The organism is Serratia sp. (in: enterobacteria), assembly GCF_051654945.1.
Classification (GTDB): Bacteria; Pseudomonadota; Gammaproteobacteria; order Enterobacterales; family Enterobacteriaceae; genus Chania.
Genome location: NZ_JBOFZA010000056.1, coordinates 103,535 through 119,987, shown reverse-complemented (window position 1 = coordinate 119,987; position 16,453 = coordinate 103,535). Strand labels below are relative to the sequence as shown.

19 protein-coding genes are annotated in these 16,453 nt (G+C 54.0%); 2 read left to right on the top strand and 17 right to left on the bottom strand.

What is annotated here, in order from left to right:
• Positions 1 to 3 precede the first annotated feature (3 nt).
• The 8 genes from ACRDCA_RS08525 to ACRDCA_RS08490 all read right to left on the bottom strand — a co-directional run bounded on the left by ACRDCA_RS08525 (position 4) and on the right by ACRDCA_RS08490 (position 6,857).
• Positions 4 to 486, bottom strand: a complete 483-nt coding sequence (locus tag ACRDCA_RS08525) for a fimbrial protein (RefSeq protein ID WP_438689146.1) — start codon at positions 484 to 486, stop codon at positions 4 to 6.
• 14 nt (positions 487 to 500) lie between these two features.
• A complete protein-coding gene (locus ACRDCA_RS08520; RefSeq protein ID WP_438689145.1) occupies positions 501 to 989 on the bottom strand; it encodes a fimbrial protein in 489 nt (162 codons plus the stop codon).
• Between the two features lie 7 nt (positions 990 to 996).
• Complete coding sequence (locus ACRDCA_RS08515; RefSeq protein ID WP_438689144.1) at positions 997 to 1,587, bottom strand: fimbrial protein; 591 nt, start codon at positions 1,585 to 1,587, stop codon at positions 997 to 999.
• Between the two features lie 11 nt (positions 1,588 to 1,598).
• Positions 1,599 to 2,354 carry a fimbria/pilus periplasmic chaperone gene (locus tag ACRDCA_RS08510; RefSeq protein WP_438689143.1) on the bottom strand — a complete coding sequence of 252 codons (756 nt, stop codon included), beginning with the start codon at positions 2,352 to 2,354 and terminating at the stop codon, positions 1,599 to 1,601.
• 14 nt (positions 2,355 to 2,368) lie between these two features.
• Entirely contained in the window at positions 2,369 to 4,912 is a 2,544-nt protein-coding gene (locus ACRDCA_RS08505; RefSeq protein WP_438689142.1) for an outer membrane usher protein, read from the bottom strand.
• A gap of 18 nt (positions 4,913 to 4,930) precedes the next feature.
• Positions 4,931 to 5,458, bottom strand: a complete 528-nt coding sequence (locus ACRDCA_RS08500) for a fimbrial protein (protein WP_438689193.1) — start codon at positions 5,456 to 5,458, stop codon at positions 4,931 to 4,933.
• A gap of 92 nt (positions 5,459 to 5,550) precedes the next feature.
• Positions 5,551 to 6,093 (bottom strand): fimbrial protein, encoded by a 543-nt coding sequence (locus ACRDCA_RS08495; protein ID WP_438689141.1) that lies wholly within the window; start codon positions 6,091 to 6,093, stop codon positions 5,551 to 5,553.
• A 161-nt stretch (positions 6,094 to 6,254) separates the two neighbouring features.
• A complete protein-coding gene (locus ACRDCA_RS08490) occupies positions 6,255 to 6,857 on the bottom strand; it encodes a helix-turn-helix transcriptional regulator (RefSeq protein WP_438689140.1) in 603 nt (200 codons plus the stop codon).
• Positions 6,858 to 7,311: 454 nt separating this feature from the next.
• Here ACRDCA_RS08490 and ACRDCA_RS08485 point away from each other — a divergent pair, with 454 nt between their 5' ends.
• Complete coding sequence (locus tag ACRDCA_RS08485) at positions 7,312 to 8,103, top strand: winged helix-turn-helix domain-containing protein (protein WP_438689139.1); 792 nt, start codon at positions 7,312 to 7,314, stop codon at positions 8,101 to 8,103.
• A complete protein-coding gene (locus ACRDCA_RS08480) occupies positions 8,096 to 8,572 on the top strand; it encodes a hypothetical protein (protein ID WP_438689138.1) in 477 nt (158 codons plus the stop codon). The genes ACRDCA_RS08485 and ACRDCA_RS08480 overlap by 8 nt, the downstream gene beginning before the upstream one ends.
• Positions 8,573 to 8,830: 258 nt before the next feature.
• Here the strand turns inward: ACRDCA_RS08480 and ACRDCA_RS08475 are convergent, their stop codons facing one another.
• From ACRDCA_RS08475 to ACRDCA_RS08435, 9 genes are all read right to left on the bottom strand, one after another.
• Complete coding sequence (locus ACRDCA_RS08475; RefSeq protein WP_438689137.1) at positions 8,831 to 9,589, bottom strand: MrpH family fimbial adhesin; 759 nt, start codon at positions 9,587 to 9,589, stop codon at positions 8,831 to 8,833.
• A 184-nt stretch (positions 9,590 to 9,773) separates the two neighbouring features.
• Positions 9,774 to 10,316 (bottom strand): fimbrial protein, encoded by a 543-nt coding sequence (locus tag ACRDCA_RS08470; protein WP_438689136.1) that lies wholly within the window; start codon positions 10,314 to 10,316, stop codon positions 9,774 to 9,776.
• 10 nt (positions 10,317 to 10,326) lie between these two features.
• Entirely contained in the window at positions 10,327 to 10,815 is a 489-nt protein-coding gene (locus ACRDCA_RS08465) for a fimbrial protein (protein WP_438689135.1), read from the bottom strand.
• Positions 10,816 to 10,825: 10 nt separating this feature from the next.
• Positions 10,826 to 11,314, bottom strand: coding sequence for a fimbrial protein (locus ACRDCA_RS08460; protein ID WP_438689134.1), 489 nt, complete (start codon positions 11,312 to 11,314; stop codon positions 10,826 to 10,828).
• Positions 11,311 to 11,811, bottom strand: coding sequence for a fimbrial protein (locus ACRDCA_RS08455; protein ID WP_438689133.1), 501 nt, complete (start codon positions 11,809 to 11,811; stop codon positions 11,311 to 11,313). The genes ACRDCA_RS08460 and ACRDCA_RS08455 overlap by 4 nt, the downstream gene beginning before the upstream one ends.
• A complete protein-coding gene (locus tag ACRDCA_RS08450; RefSeq protein ID WP_438689132.1) occupies positions 11,804 to 12,406 on the bottom strand; it encodes a fimbrial protein in 603 nt (200 codons plus the stop codon). Before ACRDCA_RS08450 ends, ACRDCA_RS08455 begins: the two co-directional genes overlap by 8 nt.
• Positions 12,407 to 12,479: 73 nt before the next feature.
• Complete coding sequence (locus tag ACRDCA_RS08445; RefSeq protein WP_438689192.1) at positions 12,480 to 13,241, bottom strand: fimbria/pilus periplasmic chaperone; 762 nt, start codon at positions 13,239 to 13,241, stop codon at positions 12,480 to 12,482.
• 100 nt (positions 13,242 to 13,341) lie between these two features.
• Positions 13,342 to 15,852, bottom strand: a complete 2,511-nt coding sequence (locus ACRDCA_RS08440) for an outer membrane usher protein (protein WP_438689131.1) — start codon at positions 15,850 to 15,852, stop codon at positions 13,342 to 13,344.
• A 13-nt stretch (positions 15,853 to 15,865) separates the two neighbouring features.
• Complete coding sequence (locus tag ACRDCA_RS08435; RefSeq protein ID WP_438689130.1) at positions 15,866 to 16,420, bottom strand: fimbrial protein; 555 nt, start codon at positions 16,418 to 16,420, stop codon at positions 15,866 to 15,868.
• Positions 16,421 to 16,453: the final 33 nt, after the last annotated feature.

Genomic DNA, 16,453 nt, shown 5'->3' with positions numbered 1-16,453 from the left:
TCCTTATTGATAGTCTGCCCGCAGCGTCGCCGTGACTTCAAACGCCCCTTCGGGCAGTTCTGAACCCGTTTTTTTAACCGGTACGGCTTCCAGCCGCGGTGGGTTTTGCGGGTCGATGCCGAGCGGCGTATCCAGATCAAACGGCTGGCCGTTCTGGTAAATCTTGATCCCCAGATTGGCGATATTGGTCTGTAATGTGGCTCGTTCGAAGCTGGCTGACGGGCCAATCAGCGTCAACACCATGTTCCAGGCTGGCCCCGCCGTGCAGTCCAGCACATAAGGAACCTGCCTGCGGTGGTTGATCCCATCCACCGTATTGACGCCAACCTTGTCAAAAGGCACGTCAATATCGCTACCGTTGTTGACCTGACAAGGCGGCGGCTCAATCAAGGCTCCGCGAAAACTCATGTTGTCTGCCGCCCACAGCGGGCTTACGGCCAGCAGGACCAGCGACAGGAGTACCAACAATGTTGCGCCCAGTTTCATTCCATTCTCCTGATTCACTGGTAATCCACCACCATAGTGGCTGTTGCCGTAAAGGGTTCGGCCTTAAGAGTGGTACCAGGACGTTTATCTAGCGTGGCAAACAGCGTTGGCGTATCTGGCAGGTTGAAGTTCAACCAGCTATTCACCGGCATCTTCTTACTGTCGGTGGAAAGAATAATCCCTAAATTAGTACTGGTGGTTTGCAGCGCGCCGCCAAAGCCAGCATCCATGCCCTGGATCTTCATTTTTAAAGCATTGTTACTGCTGCCGGTACAATCCAGCTTATAGGGCACTGGCTGACGGTAGTTAATACCGTCAACCCGGGTCGTCATCACTTGATCGGTAAAGTCCACCGATATGGTTTCTGTGCCGTTAATGACACAAGGTGGCGGCAGCAAAATATTACCCGAGATGTTTAGCATGGATGTTGCGGCCATCGCCGGCTGCCCAGTGAATAACAGCAGCGATGTCAGCAGAGCCGCGTAATCACGTTTTCTGCTCATGCGCACCTCAGTCATAATTCAGCCAAAAATCGATATGGGCCTGATAACCACCGGCGTTTAAGGGAGCCGCGGTCCGCTCTGGCACCACGTAATAGGTCAGTATGTTCTGCCCAGGAAGCAAAAATAATGGTTTGCCCCGGCTCCCCAAACGCACGTCCCGATGGTCCGCGTCGGTGAGACGCAGAGCCAGACCGGACGCACCACGCACGCCGATCAACGATGGGCTGTCGGCATCCGCAGGGGAAATGAAGCCCACCGAAACGGCTGGTTGCACCGGATCCCAGCTAAGATTACCGGTACGCCAATCGCGGTTGCGTGCCCCACTGCGCAGGCAGTCATATAAGCGGAGAGTCACGGCGACTGGCGTCCCGCGATCGCCCACGTTCAGCAATCGCCCCGTCCCCGTTTCACCAAGTTCGACCGTCTGGCGCGCGGTGGCCATATCCAGCCGACAGGCGCTTTCGGTCAACGCCCCATGCACGTGCAACACGCCATGTGCGCCGTCCACATTCCAGTTATCCACCCTCTCGGCAAAGGCCGATGGCAGACCCAGCACCAGTACCAAACTGGCGAGCTTCGTCAGTATTTTCCACGGCATAATTCACCTCTTTATGAGTTACGTTTGCCTGGTTCGGCCTGACAGCTATCACCTGTACAACGGAAGATCAGCTCAGGACGGCCACCGAAATCGTTGACATAAGTCAGCACCGGAGCATTACCCAAAACGCTGGCACTGGCGCTTAACGGCGCGTTGGATTTAGGCGCAACCATGAGCGGTTCAAACCCGCTAACACCCTTGCCCCCTTTGGTGGCGCTGGCATCCACGATGGTGATGTAATACGGCGTGGGATTGTTTACCACATAGCGATCGCCCTGCCTTGTCAGGGTCATTTTCTCCTGCCAGGGATTGCTCATCATTTCCTTGGTCGCTTCAATTGCCGCCGGGCGGTAGAACAGTTTGATACGGGTTTGCAGTGCAATTTGCAGCGTATTTGGCTTGTCGCTGCGTGGAGGAATTTCACGCAGGTTGAAATAGAACAGTGATTCACGATCCTGTGGCAATTGCTGCGCCGCAGGCAGCCCCTGAACTTTCACCTGGCTTTTGGCACCGGATTCAATACGCTGAACCGGCGGCAACACAATGAGCGGGCTGGTGATTTTGTTGCCCTGTTCATCTTCGATCCAGCCCTGAGCCAGATAAGGCAGCTGTTTGTTTTCATTGCTGACGCTCATGCTGACGGATTTGCTGGCACCGTTAAAAATCACCCGGGTACGATCCAGCGCAATAGCCGCATTGGCCTGCGGTACAAGGATAGCCAGTAACAAAGCACTGGCGGTGAATGAATGCGTTGTGGTTAGTTTCATCAGTCTTTTTCCGTTCAGCTTGGGTTTTCCGTTTGCGGATGTTCCTTGGCGGCAATAGGCCGGCAAGGCAGCAATAAGTTCTGTGCCATGTTCTGGGGAATATGCGCAGGTAGCGTTATTTCGCACTGAGTGATGCCATTCCAATTGGCGGTCATGCTGGCCCCGGGTTGTATACCACTCAGATAGACGCTGCCGTTATCGTTAATAATGCCCACGTCCCGTTGCTTGGCGTTTTGCACGGTGGCACCGAAAGGCGGCGATGAACCGTCCGTCAAGCGAACCACTGCCATCACTTTTTCGCCAGCGACCACTTCGAAACGACGCAAGCCAATGGCCCCTTCCGTCAAGGTGGCCTGTTGCACGGAGTTGATGGCTTCAACCTTGTCATCGAGCGAGTTGAGATCGATGCTGATTTGATTGCGATAGTAGCTGTTGATATCGGCTACCACCGCTTTACCAAAGCGGTTGGACCAAGTGTTGGCACCGTAACCGCGCAGAGGAACTCCAGCGACACCATCGGTATCCACCAGAATGCGCGTTGCTCCTGGCATACCTATACGGTGCAAGGCGGCACCCTCGGCAGTGGCCGTCATTCCGCCCTGTAGCGACAGACCCAGGGAGCTGGAACGCCCGGCCTGGTAGCCTGCGTTGGCTCCAACCTGTGCGATATCCCCCATGTGGGTGTAATAACCGCTGGCAATGGCCCCGTGGCGAGCACTACCCGCACTGACCTGATAGGAGTCCGCGTTATTCACCCGGCCAAAATAGCTCATCTGGTGGGTATTGTTATTGCGATCCCAGGAGCCGTTGTAGCTGACGGAGCCCGCATCGCCCCAAGGTACGGTGAGCGTCAGATACATGCCGTCATCGGTCGTCCCGTTGTATTTATTGCGATAGGCGGTCAATGACAGGTTGATATCCTTGAAGCGGCCAATATTGAAGTATCTCGCCAGCGACAGGTTGTAATGGTCGTTGGCACTGTCGTTCCAATACGTCTGATGGCTGTAGTTCACAAAGGCGCTCAGCCCCAGATCGACAAACTGCTTATTGAAGGTAACGGTGTACATCTCTTTGCTACTCTGGGTGCGGTTGCCTGATGTCCGCGCGTCCAGATATTCGCCCATGCTCATAAAGTTACGTTCAGAGAAGCGATAACCGGCGAAGGTCACCTGGCTGTCGTACTCCTCAAAGCGTTTTGAATAGCTCAGACGATAGGAGTTACCAAACAGGTCTCCTTCCTGCGGCAAACTTGCCCGAGATTGCGTGATGTCGAATGACAGTGCGCCCAAAAACATCAGGTCACGGCCAACCCCTAACGCCAGCGCGTTATAGTCATTACTCCCCACGCCACCGCCATACAGTGACCAACCGTTACTCACCCCCCAGGAGAATTCCCCGGTAGCGAACAACGGTCCGTTAACACTGTGCTGCCAACTGGTCGGTCTACCTGTTGCCAGCTTATAGCGCAGTGAGCCAGGACGCGTCAGGTAAGGGATGCTGGCGGTATTCATGCTAAATTCCCGCACGCTGCCATCCTGCTCTTCAATACGCACCAGCAACTGGCCAGACACCGCATCGTTCAGATCCTGAATACGAAATGGACCTGGCGCGACCTGGGTTTCATACAACACCCGGCCCTGCTGGCTGATGGTCACCTTGGCGTTGCTTTTCGCCACGCCGCTGACTTCTGGCGCATAGCCGCGCAGGTTCGGCGGCAACATGTTGTCGTCGGTGTTGAGCGTAACGCCGGTAAAGCGGAAGCTGTCGAAAATATCGGAGTTGAGGAAGTTTTCCCCCAGCGTCAAACGGGCAAGCAGTTGGGGCACCGCCCGATAGGCGTAATAGCGGCTCCAGTCCAGGTTGTTTTCGTTGCCTGCAGAGTTAGCCCCCGTCTGATGATTCACCTGTAATTGCCAATCGGCACGCAGGCGCCATGCCCCGAGGTTGGCACCGGTCGTCCCATTGCCGCTGAGGCTGTAGTTCTGCCCCTGGTTCTGTTGACGTGACGTCTGGAAATTCATGTTGTAGTCAAGCAACAGGCCCGGGATACCATTATCCCAACGGGAAGGCGGATCCCACTCTGCAGAACTGTATTCGAGATAGGCTTGCGGCACACTAAGTTGCAGGGCTGAAGTCGCGAGATCTCCCTGCGCCATTAACCCTGGAATACTTTGCGGATCAACACATTGGCGATCGCTTTGCCAGACGAGATGCTTAAGGGCGCTGTCTTTCAGCCCCAATAGATCGACCAGCTCGGGCGTCAGACAAGGTTCACTACTTTTGGGGTCGGCTGCAGAGGGGGCAAAGGTAATCGCCCGTTCAACCAGCAGCTGCCGGTTGAGATACACCGCCATGGTGTAGCTACCTGGCATAATATAACCGCCACGCGCGAAGTGACTGAGATCGATATTTTCCCGATCTTGAGTATCCAACACGTCAGTATTAAACTGGATATCATCTGCGGCATGAGAAAAATAAACCGGGCTTCCCAGCGATAAAGCAATACAGATCCATAGTCCGCGCAGCCGGAAGATGGAATTCGCAACAGGTTTGGCCATCGATGAAATTCCGTTTTATCAGTAATAATCCATTTTGAAACGTACGGTGGAACGATATTCACCGGCTCGTAATACTTGTTGGTTCGGTACCAGATTCATGGTGTATTGCAGAACCTTGTCACCGGCAGTTAATTCGGCGGCGGGCAGTGGTACACCGGGTAATGCAATGTTGCCTTGGTGATCTTTGATCTGTAGCCCAACGCCACGGGCATCGCCTTCAACCCCCAGTAACTGGCCATCCGGCGTACCGTCGAAGGTGACGCGAAATGCCTGCCAATCAGGGAGAGTGGGATCGACACGGTGCACGATGCAGTTAATCAAATGGATGGAAAAAGGTTTGGCGATACCACGCCCGTCACGCGCAATCTTTGAAACGGGAATGGTGGCCATTTCAATAACCTGATCGCGGCTATTCATCTCTATGGCGCAGGCGGTCGCAATAATGCTGCCCTCCATAGTGACCCGGCCTTTGCCCATTAGCGTTGCAGCGGTTGCGCTGGTGCAGAGCAGAGCGCCAAACAGGCAGCCCGTCACCGCATAATCCATTTTGTTCACGCCGTTAATCCTTTCAACACCATGACATTAAAGAATAAACATGCGGGTTTCCCCGCATGTGCGATCGTCCGACCGGCTATAAATTACTGATAAGTAAGGGTATAGGTAGTCGTGGTGCTGAAGTCACCCGGGACGATTTCTGCAGCAGTTTTACCGTCGGTACCCATATCACCCTGCAGGTAGGCAGAGAAGTTCAGGATATTGGTGTGGTTATCGATACCCTGTGGCTGAGTAGGGGTATTCAGTTTGATCAACGCACCAGCACCATCGGTGATCGCCAGGCTAGCGCCACGGGCAGAACCGGTGATGCCCAGCAGATCGGCGTTACCCGCAGAAATTGGGCCAGAGAAAGTGCTGGTGACCGTTTTAGCGGTTGAGTTGTCACAGTTCACCAGATGGATATAGAATTTTTCTGGTGTGGACTTGCCACCGTCTTTCAAGGCGACGTTAGCGATTTGGCCCATATCGATACGCTGTTTTTCGTCACCAGGAGCGATAGAGCAAGGTGCATCAATGATAGAGCCATAAAATTCAACGGAGCCATGGCCCTGATCCTTTGGTGCAGCATTGGCTACAGAAACAAAACCCATTGCGATTGCGGCGACCATGAATTTGTTCAGTTTCATTATTTCTATTCCTTTATATATTAATTGATTGATATTTATTACTACTATCCATCCATGCTAAACATGGTCTGGGGGACTACAAAAACATGAGTGACCGCCCCATTATTCAATGGAGAGTTTTCCATGCTTTTATATCTTGTTGCTAAATACAGATTTAACGCTCAGCCTTCTGCACTGGCTCCGTAATAGAAGCGCAAAGTTTTATACAAGCCTATTTTGTTGGCGCATCCTATCTTCTTCATTACCGAGACGCGGTGGCTGCTGACCGTTTTTATATTAATACCCAAAATTGCACCAATCATCTTGGGGCTGTAACCGCGAAATAGGTAATAGCAAATACGTTTTTCTCTATTGGTTAATGCCGCCTGCGTTCCTTTCGGGAAGTATTGTGCCTGTTTTACCCAGGCGTTATCCGGCGAGTACGCAATCTGCGTTAATAAAGCAGCACGACATTCACTGGCAACAATAAAAATAACCCGCTCCCGATAAAGATGCTCAATACTTAGCGATAGCATATTCAACAATGCGGCGCTGGCAATAACGACTATCAAGGTAGCGTGATGTTTCTCACGAATAATATCGGCGATTAGCCGTATACTACGAGCCGAACCCTCCGACAGGGTATAGTCTAACTTGATATCTTCATGCTGTTGCCTTAGCTTCAGCAAGCCACAGCTGATACCTTGCATAAAAAAGCTGTTATTGCTGGCGACATGGAAATACACATCATTGATATCATGATAGCCAATCCTTTGTTCGCTCATAGCGCATCCATTAACCATAATAGAGTCAACCCTTTTCTAATTCCGTGGGGGATATTCTTAATTTGCTTATCGCCACTATCCCTGAAAAGTTGGACATAGGTTACCGGCTTGGTTCATATCGTCATAATCAATTTATTCAAACCAAAAGCACAAATTTTAATACACAATAAAATCAATAACTTAGTGAATTTTATTTTTTTATTTAAGAATACTTAAGATAACCTAAGAAATACACACAATAAATTCATTCATATCTAAAGCGTGATTAAGAAATTTATTGTTAAGAATAGTCTCAGTTTGTTTGACATAGCGAAATACACTTGGCATCCTAATAAGCGCCCTATCTATCAGGATGTTTTTTGGTCAATAAGACACCCCCCCGACAAATACCTTATATACCAAGACTTAATACCTGTTTTAATAACAATAAAGATGTATACACGGAGGTTAAAAAATGGCCCATAATGGTTGTTGTTATCTTATCGATAACTGCGTTGAATTTTGGCCTGATGATAACTTACTTCACTCCCGTATCAACGGTGAAGAAATCACGCTTTTTGTTGCCGCCTCACGCTGTTTTGAGTTATTGCTGAACCAACAGGGCTCGCTGGTATTGCAACAGGATTTATTTGATGTCGGCTGGCAAAAAAATGCGCCTGGCGTTTCTAATAACACCCTCTACCAAAACATTCTTATGCTGCGTAAAGGATTAAAACATGCCGGATATGAACACACGGTGATAAAGACCGTCCCCCGCCAAGGATTAATGATCCCTGCAACGGTGCCGGTAGAAAAGATCATGCAGCATGGCACAGCAAAACATACGGAACCGCTGCCCATAATTGAAAATAACCCTCCCGAAGTACCAAGCAACATTAGGATTAGTAACAACAATCAACCCAGGCACCAGTGGTTTATGGTGCTCGGCCTTTCCTTAATCGCTGGCTTGATCCTGTTTGCCATCTGGAGCGGCTCGGCGAAAAAAAACTTCTTTTCCAACTTTCACTACATAGGGCAAATAGACCAGTGCTCGGTCTACCTCTACAGCAGCAGAACCACGCTGGAATCTTTTATGCAGTTTATTGCCCAGAAGGAGTTCACCTGTAACAAACTTAAATTTATCTATTTCTCGACCTATCCTCTGGTTCCCCGAGCGTCGGTGATCCGCTGTGAGCGACCCTTTTCCGCCGAGACCAGTAATAGCTGTATTTCAGAGTATCATTTGGAGTGGCAGCACCATGAATAGGCTCCTACCGATCGGCGTATTTACATTACTCTCCTGGTTCTTCTTTTTGCAGGCCAAAGGCATCTACCACCTCTATGCCCAGCATCGGCATACGTATTTCAACTGCGATGCCATACTGCAGGTTCACAAGGAGGATGCGGAATTATCCCTGGCATTGAACTACAGCTTTCAGGGTGATAACGGCATTGCCGTGTTGAAGGGAACGCTCAGGCAAGGGGCGAAAGTGACCAACGTCAGCAGGAAAAATTACTTTACCTTCATTTATGAGAACGGGTTTTATCATCTTAAGTCAACCTCGGCGATAATTTCCCCCGCTGACAACAGCAACACAGAGGAAGTCGCCCGCTACCTGCCGCGCTTTTACCTGCAACAGGGCATGATATTTGACTTTGAGGTCTATCCGATAGGCAGAGAAGGGTTGGTATTCTCCACCGGTTATGTTCCCTCCTTCTTCTGTGCGCGTAGTTGACAGGGGTTTAGACAACTCTAGCTTGAATAATAATTTCCGCCTGCATATTCATAAATCTTAGAAAGACTACCCGGATATACAGCAAATCGTTCGGCAGACCACGGGTTGGTCGAATGGATAAAGAGGAAATCGGAAATAGAATTGAGAGCGGCGGCAGGGGGAGTGATGAGAAAATGGCAATGTGACTAAATTCGCCTTCGACTGTGAGGGGGGCCGTATGAGGCCCCCCTATATCTAGATACGAGTCTGCGAATAATTTTACAACACGTTGATGACGACTACCGCTGAGCCAGAAAAATTACCAGCGACCGGATTGGTGGCTGATAGTGTTGATTCTATTGGCACGGTAGCCATTCCGCCCGAGTTGATTTGCACCCTCGCATTACCGTTATTAAGTTTGAGCGTAGCGGTGATCCCATTACCCAAAGTGACATTCGTCGGTGAGGAGGTAAGGCCCACAGTTGCTGCGCCAGAACATTGGATCGTGGCGTCAAGACGGGCAACTTGCCCATTCACCGAGTTTATATCCAGCATCCCATAGTCAAGGGTCGAGGGACCTGCGATATCACAGGACACCGTACTTTTAGAGTAGTCGATAGGAGTACACCCCGTTTTATAGCGCGTCGTCCCGCTGGCGCTGATCAACAGCATGCACATATATTTTCCCTGGTTGTTCTGGTCGCTACTACCGGAATTAAACAGGCGACTGGCGCTATTGCCATACTTGGCCGACCAACGGGCGTTGAGCGCTTCCCAGGTTTCACCTCTGATGATATCGATACTACTCCCATCAGTCACCGCTGACTGGTCAGTCGGGTTATTGGTCCACGAGGATACGGCACCATAAGACGCATAGGGACCCAGGTTGGCCGGTGCATACACATTCGCATCGGATACCCATGTTGCGAAGATGGTTGATCCCCTGGATGAGGCCGTCCCCGTTGCAGAGGTGAACTGGACAGCGGCAGAGGCTTCGCCCCCCACCAACAGGGCGGTCAGCAACAGTATTTTTGTCAAACAGATTGGTAATCGCATAGTGATCTCATGTCATAATTTGCGGCAAAGAAATTACCGCGCTACATGCAATAATCCTGTTGCCTATAATGGCCAACCGGCCACTGCAAGGCGGCTGTAAGCCTGCCGCCCATTACTGTTCTTGGCTGAGGCGACCATAGCGCCTCCACCATGGCCGCACCGTCTGCTACTGGTACTCCAGCGCAAACGTCGCAGTCGCCGTAAACGCCCCCGGCACAATGCCCAGGTTCGCCTGCGCTACCGGTTCGGCCTGCACATAGGCCTGCAACGCAATCGCCATGTTGCCCTGCGTCAACGGCGCGGTGGAACCTTGCTCATTGAGCGGCAATGCCTGACCTGCGCCCGTCTCCATACCCACAGCTACGCCACGGGCCACGCTGGACGCATCCAGTGCCAACAGCCCTGGCAATGCCGAGTTCTCGGTGCCGATAAACGTCAGTTTGACCCCTGTCGCCACTGCCGTATCACAGTCATCCAGATGCAATGAAAACGGTTGGCTGGGAGTACGCGTATTGTTGTAAAGGAACTTGTTAACCAGCGTGCCAAAGTTCAGTTCTATTGCCTCGTCACCCGGACGCAGGGTGCAAGGCGCATTCACCAGCGTCCCCCTGAAGGCCAGGTTCTCGGCCGCCTGCGTCGGTGCGCAGAATAAAAACGGGTAGGCCAACAGCAGTGCCAGACCGATCCGTGGTAATTGCCATTGCTTCATCAAACGGCTCCTATTGATATTCGGCCAGCAGCGTGGCTCGCGCCGTAAATGCTCCCGGGCTCGGTGGCTGTGCCGAATTGGCTACTGGCACCGCAGTCAACTGCGGCAGGGATTGCAGATCGACATCGCCAAAAGATGAGCTCTGCCAAGGGAAAGGCACCCCTCCCTCCATTAAAATGCGGATCCCCAAGCCCGGCAGGCTGGTTTGGATCGCCATGTTGTCAAAGCTGGCTGGCTCCCCCGTCAAACTCAACTTGACCTTCCCTACGCCGCTGCAATCAATCTGATAAGGGATCGGCTTGCTATAGCGCACTCCGTCAAGATTGCGGATCACCAGGCTGTCGCCAAAATCCACTTCAATCAGTTGATCGTTGCTTATGGTGCAGGGCAATGCCTCCACCAAGCCGCCCTGAAAGTTGACCTGCACCGCTGGTGCTGGCAACGCCAATGCGCCCATCATGCCCAGCAAGATTGCCAGGGAAACTGTTTTAGCCGTCATTGTTCATCCCTCACTGATAGTCCACCAACAGCGTGGTAGCCGCAGTAAAGGCTCCTCCGCTCAGGGTGCTGCCGGTCGCTTTCACCGGGACTGCCGTCAATACAGGGCGAGCCGGGTCGGTAAAATTCAGCCAGGTGTTCATCGGCAATTTAGTGCCGTTACTGCGCAACTCCAGGCCCAGGTTGGTTTTACTGGTACCGAGCACGGTGGCATCAAAACCTGCCCCGCCGTTTTGGAATTGCAATTTCAGCGTCGTGGAGGTCGCCCCGGTACAGTCCAGCACATAGCTGATGGGCTTTTCATAATTGACCCCGTTAACCCGGCCGGCCAGCAGATCGGTGCCAAAATCGACCGAGATATCGCTGTTGCTGTTAATCACACAAGGTGGTGGCACGACCAGCGTGCCGCTGAACTTGACGTCCACGGCCTGTGCCGGTAACACGATACCCAAGGCGATCGTCAGGGCCAGAGCACGGCGCATTGCTGTTAGCTGTTTCATATCACCTCCACCAGCAGCGTTGCCGTACTGTTGAACGCTCCACCCGGCAGAATGGCCCCCGGCCTTTTCACCGGTACCGCCGTGATAGTGGGCGGCGTGGCCGTATAGGCAAAGGTAAACCACTCATCCACCGCCAGCGTGCTGCTGTCCGGCTTCAACAATTTGATCCCCAGATCCGCAAAGTTGGTTGCCAGCACGCCGGGCTCAAAGCTAGTTACCGCCCCCTGGAACCTCAGCCGCAGGCTCGACGGATTGCCGACACAGGCCAGGGTAAACGGCACCGGTGTCGCATAGTTGCTGCCATCAATGCTGGTGGTCTGCAAGGCACTGCCAAACTTCACATCAATTGCCGTGTTGGCGTTCAGTATGCAAGCCGGGCCAGAGACCACCGTGCCTTTGATAGTGAACGAGAACTGGGTGGCGGCTTGCGCCGAGGCCAGGCATAACACCAGACCGCCCAGTGCGCAGCTCAGGGCCCGCAATGGAAATTTATTCATAGCTCAACCTGAAGTTGACGTGGGCCAGATACGCGCCCGCTTGCAACGGTGCTCCGGTGCGCTCCGGCGCAATGTAATAGGTCAGCACGTTGTTGCCCGGTGTCAGTAACTGCGGCTGACCAGCCAACCCTGGCACGACGTCGTGGTGAGAGGCATCCGTCAGGCGCAATCCCATGCCGCCTACACCGCGCGCCAGGAACAGATCGGGCTGGTTGCTATCCTGCACGCCGGTAAAGGTCAACGACACCGCGGGTTGGTTGGTGCTCCAGGTCAGGTTGCCTTGTTGGTCACGATTGTTGGCTGCACTGCGTAAACAGTCCTGCAAATACAAGGTCACCGCCACCGCCGCTCCCCGTTCGCCAACGTGTTGCAGACGGCCGGTTCCCACCTCACCCAACTCGACCGACTGGTCAGCACTGCTCATTTCCAGGCGGCAGGCGCTTTCGGTCAGCGCTCCCGACACATGCAGCACGCCGTGCTCACCGTCAATCGCTCCCGCAGCGGCCTGTGCCGTCGGGGAAAGCAGAGCAGCCAGCACCATCCCGCTCAGGATGGTGTACCGTGCTGTCTTACCGGGCAGTCTTCTCTTTTCCATGATTATTTCCTCGTTCTTCCGTCACGGTTCATACCCGCCGGGCACCGCCCATCACCACCGCCATGCCGGGTGATTATTTGTCGCGCTTGCTGGTATCCACTTTGCAGTTACTGCCACTGCAGCTGAAGGTCAGCGCCGGTTGGCCACCGAAGTCATTCACATACACCAGCACCGGGGTGGCCCCTAACGCCGCAGCACTACCGCCCAACTTGACACTGCCCTTCGGCGGCACCATCAGCGGTTCGAAACCTTTCACCACGTCCCCACCCTTTTTGGCGCTGGCACCAATCAATGTCACAAAATACGGCGTTGGGTTGTTGACGGTGTACTGATCGCCATTCTTGCTCAGCGTCAGTTGCTCCTGGTACGGCGTCGCTTGCAGCTTTGCCGCCGCTTCGGCCAGTGCCGCCGGGCGATAGAACATCTTGATGCGCGTCTGTAGCGCTATCTGCAACACGTTCGATTTGTCACTCTTCGGCGGGATTTCCCGCAGGTTGAAGAAGAACAGCGACTCGCGATCCTGCGGCAATGCATTGGCACCCGCCGTTGCCTGGATTTTCACCTGGGTCTGCCCTTTCGGCTCAACGCGCTGTACCGGTGGCAACACGGTAAATGCACTGTTCCCCTCCAGCTTGACGCCCTGGGCGTCCTCCAACCAACCCTGCGCCAGATACGGCAGTTCCGGATTCTGGTTGCGCACGGTCAGGCTTACCGACTTCTCATCCCCTGGGAACACCACACGGGTGCGATCCAGAGAAATCGCCGCCTGCGCGGACGGCACCATGGTGGCCACTGCGGCGCCAGCCAACAGGCTCATCGCAAAAAATCTTTTCATCATCATTACCTATACTCTTCCTATCAGACGTCATCCCTACCGGCTAACTAGCCTGCTGGCGATGACGCCCTTACTGTTCAATGGGTTTGGTTCTCTGTCGTTACCCCTTTACACAGGGCAACAGCAGGTTGGCGGTCATACCCGCCGGTATTTCTTTTGGTAGCGTAATGCGGCACTGTTCGGCACCATTCCAATGCACCGTCATCGTCTCACCCGGCTTGATGCCGCTGAGGTAGACGTTGCCCGCGTCGTTCACCATGCCGGTTTCCTGCTTCTTGGCATTCAGGACCGTGGCGCCGAACGGCGGTACCGAACCGTCGGCCAGGCGTATCACCGCCATCGCCTTCTCACCCGCTATCACTTCAAAATGGCGATAGCCTATTGCGCCTTCGGTCAGCGTCCCTTCCAACACCGAGCCGGTGGCCTGGGCGTTGTCCGCCAGTTTGTCCACGTCGATACGTACGCTGTTGCGGTAATAACTGTTCACATCCGCCACCACCGCTTTACCGAAGTAGTTGGAGTTGACCGTACTGCCATAACCGCCCACCGGCACGCCGGACACGCCGTCGGTATCAACCAGCATCCGCGTGCCACCCAGTACTGCCGCACGATGCAGCGCACCGCCTTTCGCGGTCAGGGTCGCACCGCCCATCATCGACATCCCCAGCGAGCTGTATTGCCCGGAACGGTAGCTGGCCATGCCATTCATCTGTGCCAGAGTGCCCCGGTGCGTGTAATAGCCGCTCAGATCGGCGTCGCTGTTCGCCATACCGGCACGCAAGACATAGTTGTCGGCATCATTGATCCGGTCGGAATAGCTGACCGAGTTGCTATTGTTGCCCGCGGCGTAAGAACCGCTGTAGCCCATCGTTCCGCTACTGCCCCACGGCAACGACAGCGACAGGTACATGCCGTCATCCTTGGTGTCGCTAAAGTTGTTGCGGTAAGCCGTCAGTGACAGGTTGATGTTACGAAAGCTGCCAATATCGAAATTCCGTGCCAACGTCAGGTCATAACGGTCACTGGTGGCCTGGTTCCAGTAAGTCTGGTGGTTGTAGTTGAGGTACCCGCTCATTGCCAGCGATTCGATTTGCTGACTGAAGGACACGGTGTACATCTCCTTACTGCGCCCCGGCGCTGTCCCGTCGGGGCTATTCTTTAAACTCAGGTAGTCCGCCATCGACAGAAAGCCGCTGTCGGAGAAGCGATAGCCGGCAAACGTCACCTGACTCCCCGTTTCGTCAAAACGCTTCGAGTAGCTCAGGCGGTAAGATCCCCCCTGCATGGGATCCTGATCCGGTAACCGTGCACGGGACTGCGTCATATCCACCGACAAAGCCCCCAGAACCATCAGGTCACGCCCGATCCCCAATGACAGGGCGGTGTATTCATCACCACCCAGCCCACCACCGTACAGCGACCAACCGTTACTCACGCCCCAGGAGAACTCACCGGTGGCAAACATCGGTCCATTGACCTTATGCTGCCAGTCAGACGGACGGCCCGCCGCCAGCTTAAAACGCACTTGCCCTGGCCGGGTCAGGTACGGAATGGTGGCGGTATCCACCTGGAAGTTCTGTACGCTGCCATCGGCCTCTTCTACCCGCACATCCAATGCACCGGAGACCGCGCTATCTAAATCCTGGATACGGAATGGCCCAGAGGCGACCAGCACCTCCTTGATCACGCGTCCCTGCTGGCTGATCACCACCTTGGCGTTGCCGCGTGCCACCCCGGTGACTTCCGGTGCATAGCCACGCAGATTCGGTGGCAACATGTTGTCATCCGAGATCAGGCTGGTACCGGTGAAACGGAAGCTGTCGAAGATGTCGGATTTAAGGAAGTCCTCCCCCAGCGTCAGCTTGGCGCGTAGCGGTGTAATCGCCCGGTAGGCGGTGTATTGTGTCCAGTCAAAGCTCCGCTCGGTCTGTTGCCCAGCACCGGTCAGGTGGTTGATTTGCGTCTGCCAACTGGCACGCAACCGCCAAGGACCTATGTTGGCTCCGGTGACCCCGTTGCCGCTGAGGTTATAGCCCTGGGTATCATCCCGGTTCTGCCGCTGAACCTGAGTATTCAGGTTGTAATCCAGCAGAATGCCAGGGATCCCCTCTTCCCAGCGCGAGGGCGGATCCCAGTTCGCACTGCTGTATTCCAGATACGCCTGCGGGATGCTGAGGTATAACGTGTTGGTACCGAGGTCGGTACGGGCCTGTAGCCCATCCACGCTCTCCAGGTTCAGACACTGGTCCTGATGCCACCAGGTCAACTTGGCCAGCGCCGCCTTGGTCAGACCCAGTTGATCGACCATCTCTTTGCTCAGACAGACCTGACTGCCTTTCGGATCGTCGTCCGGGGCCAGAAACGCCACCGGACGTGCCGGTTGTACCTGGTTATTAAGGCTTAGTGCCAGATCATAGGTACCCGGCAGGATAAAGCCCTTGTGGGTAAACTGGGCTAAATCGATGTTGCCACGATCCTTGAGATCCAATACATCCGTGTTGAACTGGATATCCTTTGCCTGGGCCACGCTCACTGCGCCGAGCAATACGCCGCTGCCCAGGCTGGCCTGACACAAGATGGCGAGCAGGGAGCGGGAAAAATAACGCACCATGAAGAGAGTCCCTTTAGTAATAATCCATTCTGAACCGTATTGCCGAACGGTAATTCCCTGCCTGCAACGTCTGTTGATTACCTACCAGACTCAGGGTGTAATGCAGTTGCATCTCTCCCGGAGAAATGTCCCCAGCACGCAAAGCACTCCCCGGCGTCGCCACCGTGCCATGCGGATCGCGTATCATCAGAGCCACACCACGTGCCTCTCCCGAGAGGCCAAAGTGACCTCTGTCGCTGTCACCATCAAAAGCCACAGCAAAGTGCTTCCAGTTGGCGGCCTTCGGGTCAAGACGCGCCAGCACACAATCTCTCAGGTGAATCACAAACTCTTTTTCTGGCCCGCGGCCATCCCGGATCAGTTGACTGACCGGGAGGGTGTCCATCACCAGACTCTGATCACGGTCGCCGACTTCAATGGCACACGGCGTCTCTACAATGGCGCCTTCCATGCTGACGCGCCCCTTCCCCAGTACATCATCGGAAGCTGCACTGCCAGAAAACGTCAGGGCACAACACATCAGCAGGGAAGGCACCACATAAGGTGAAACGTCATAAGTCCATTTCATGAACCAACTCCATGGGTAACAAAAAAAACCTGC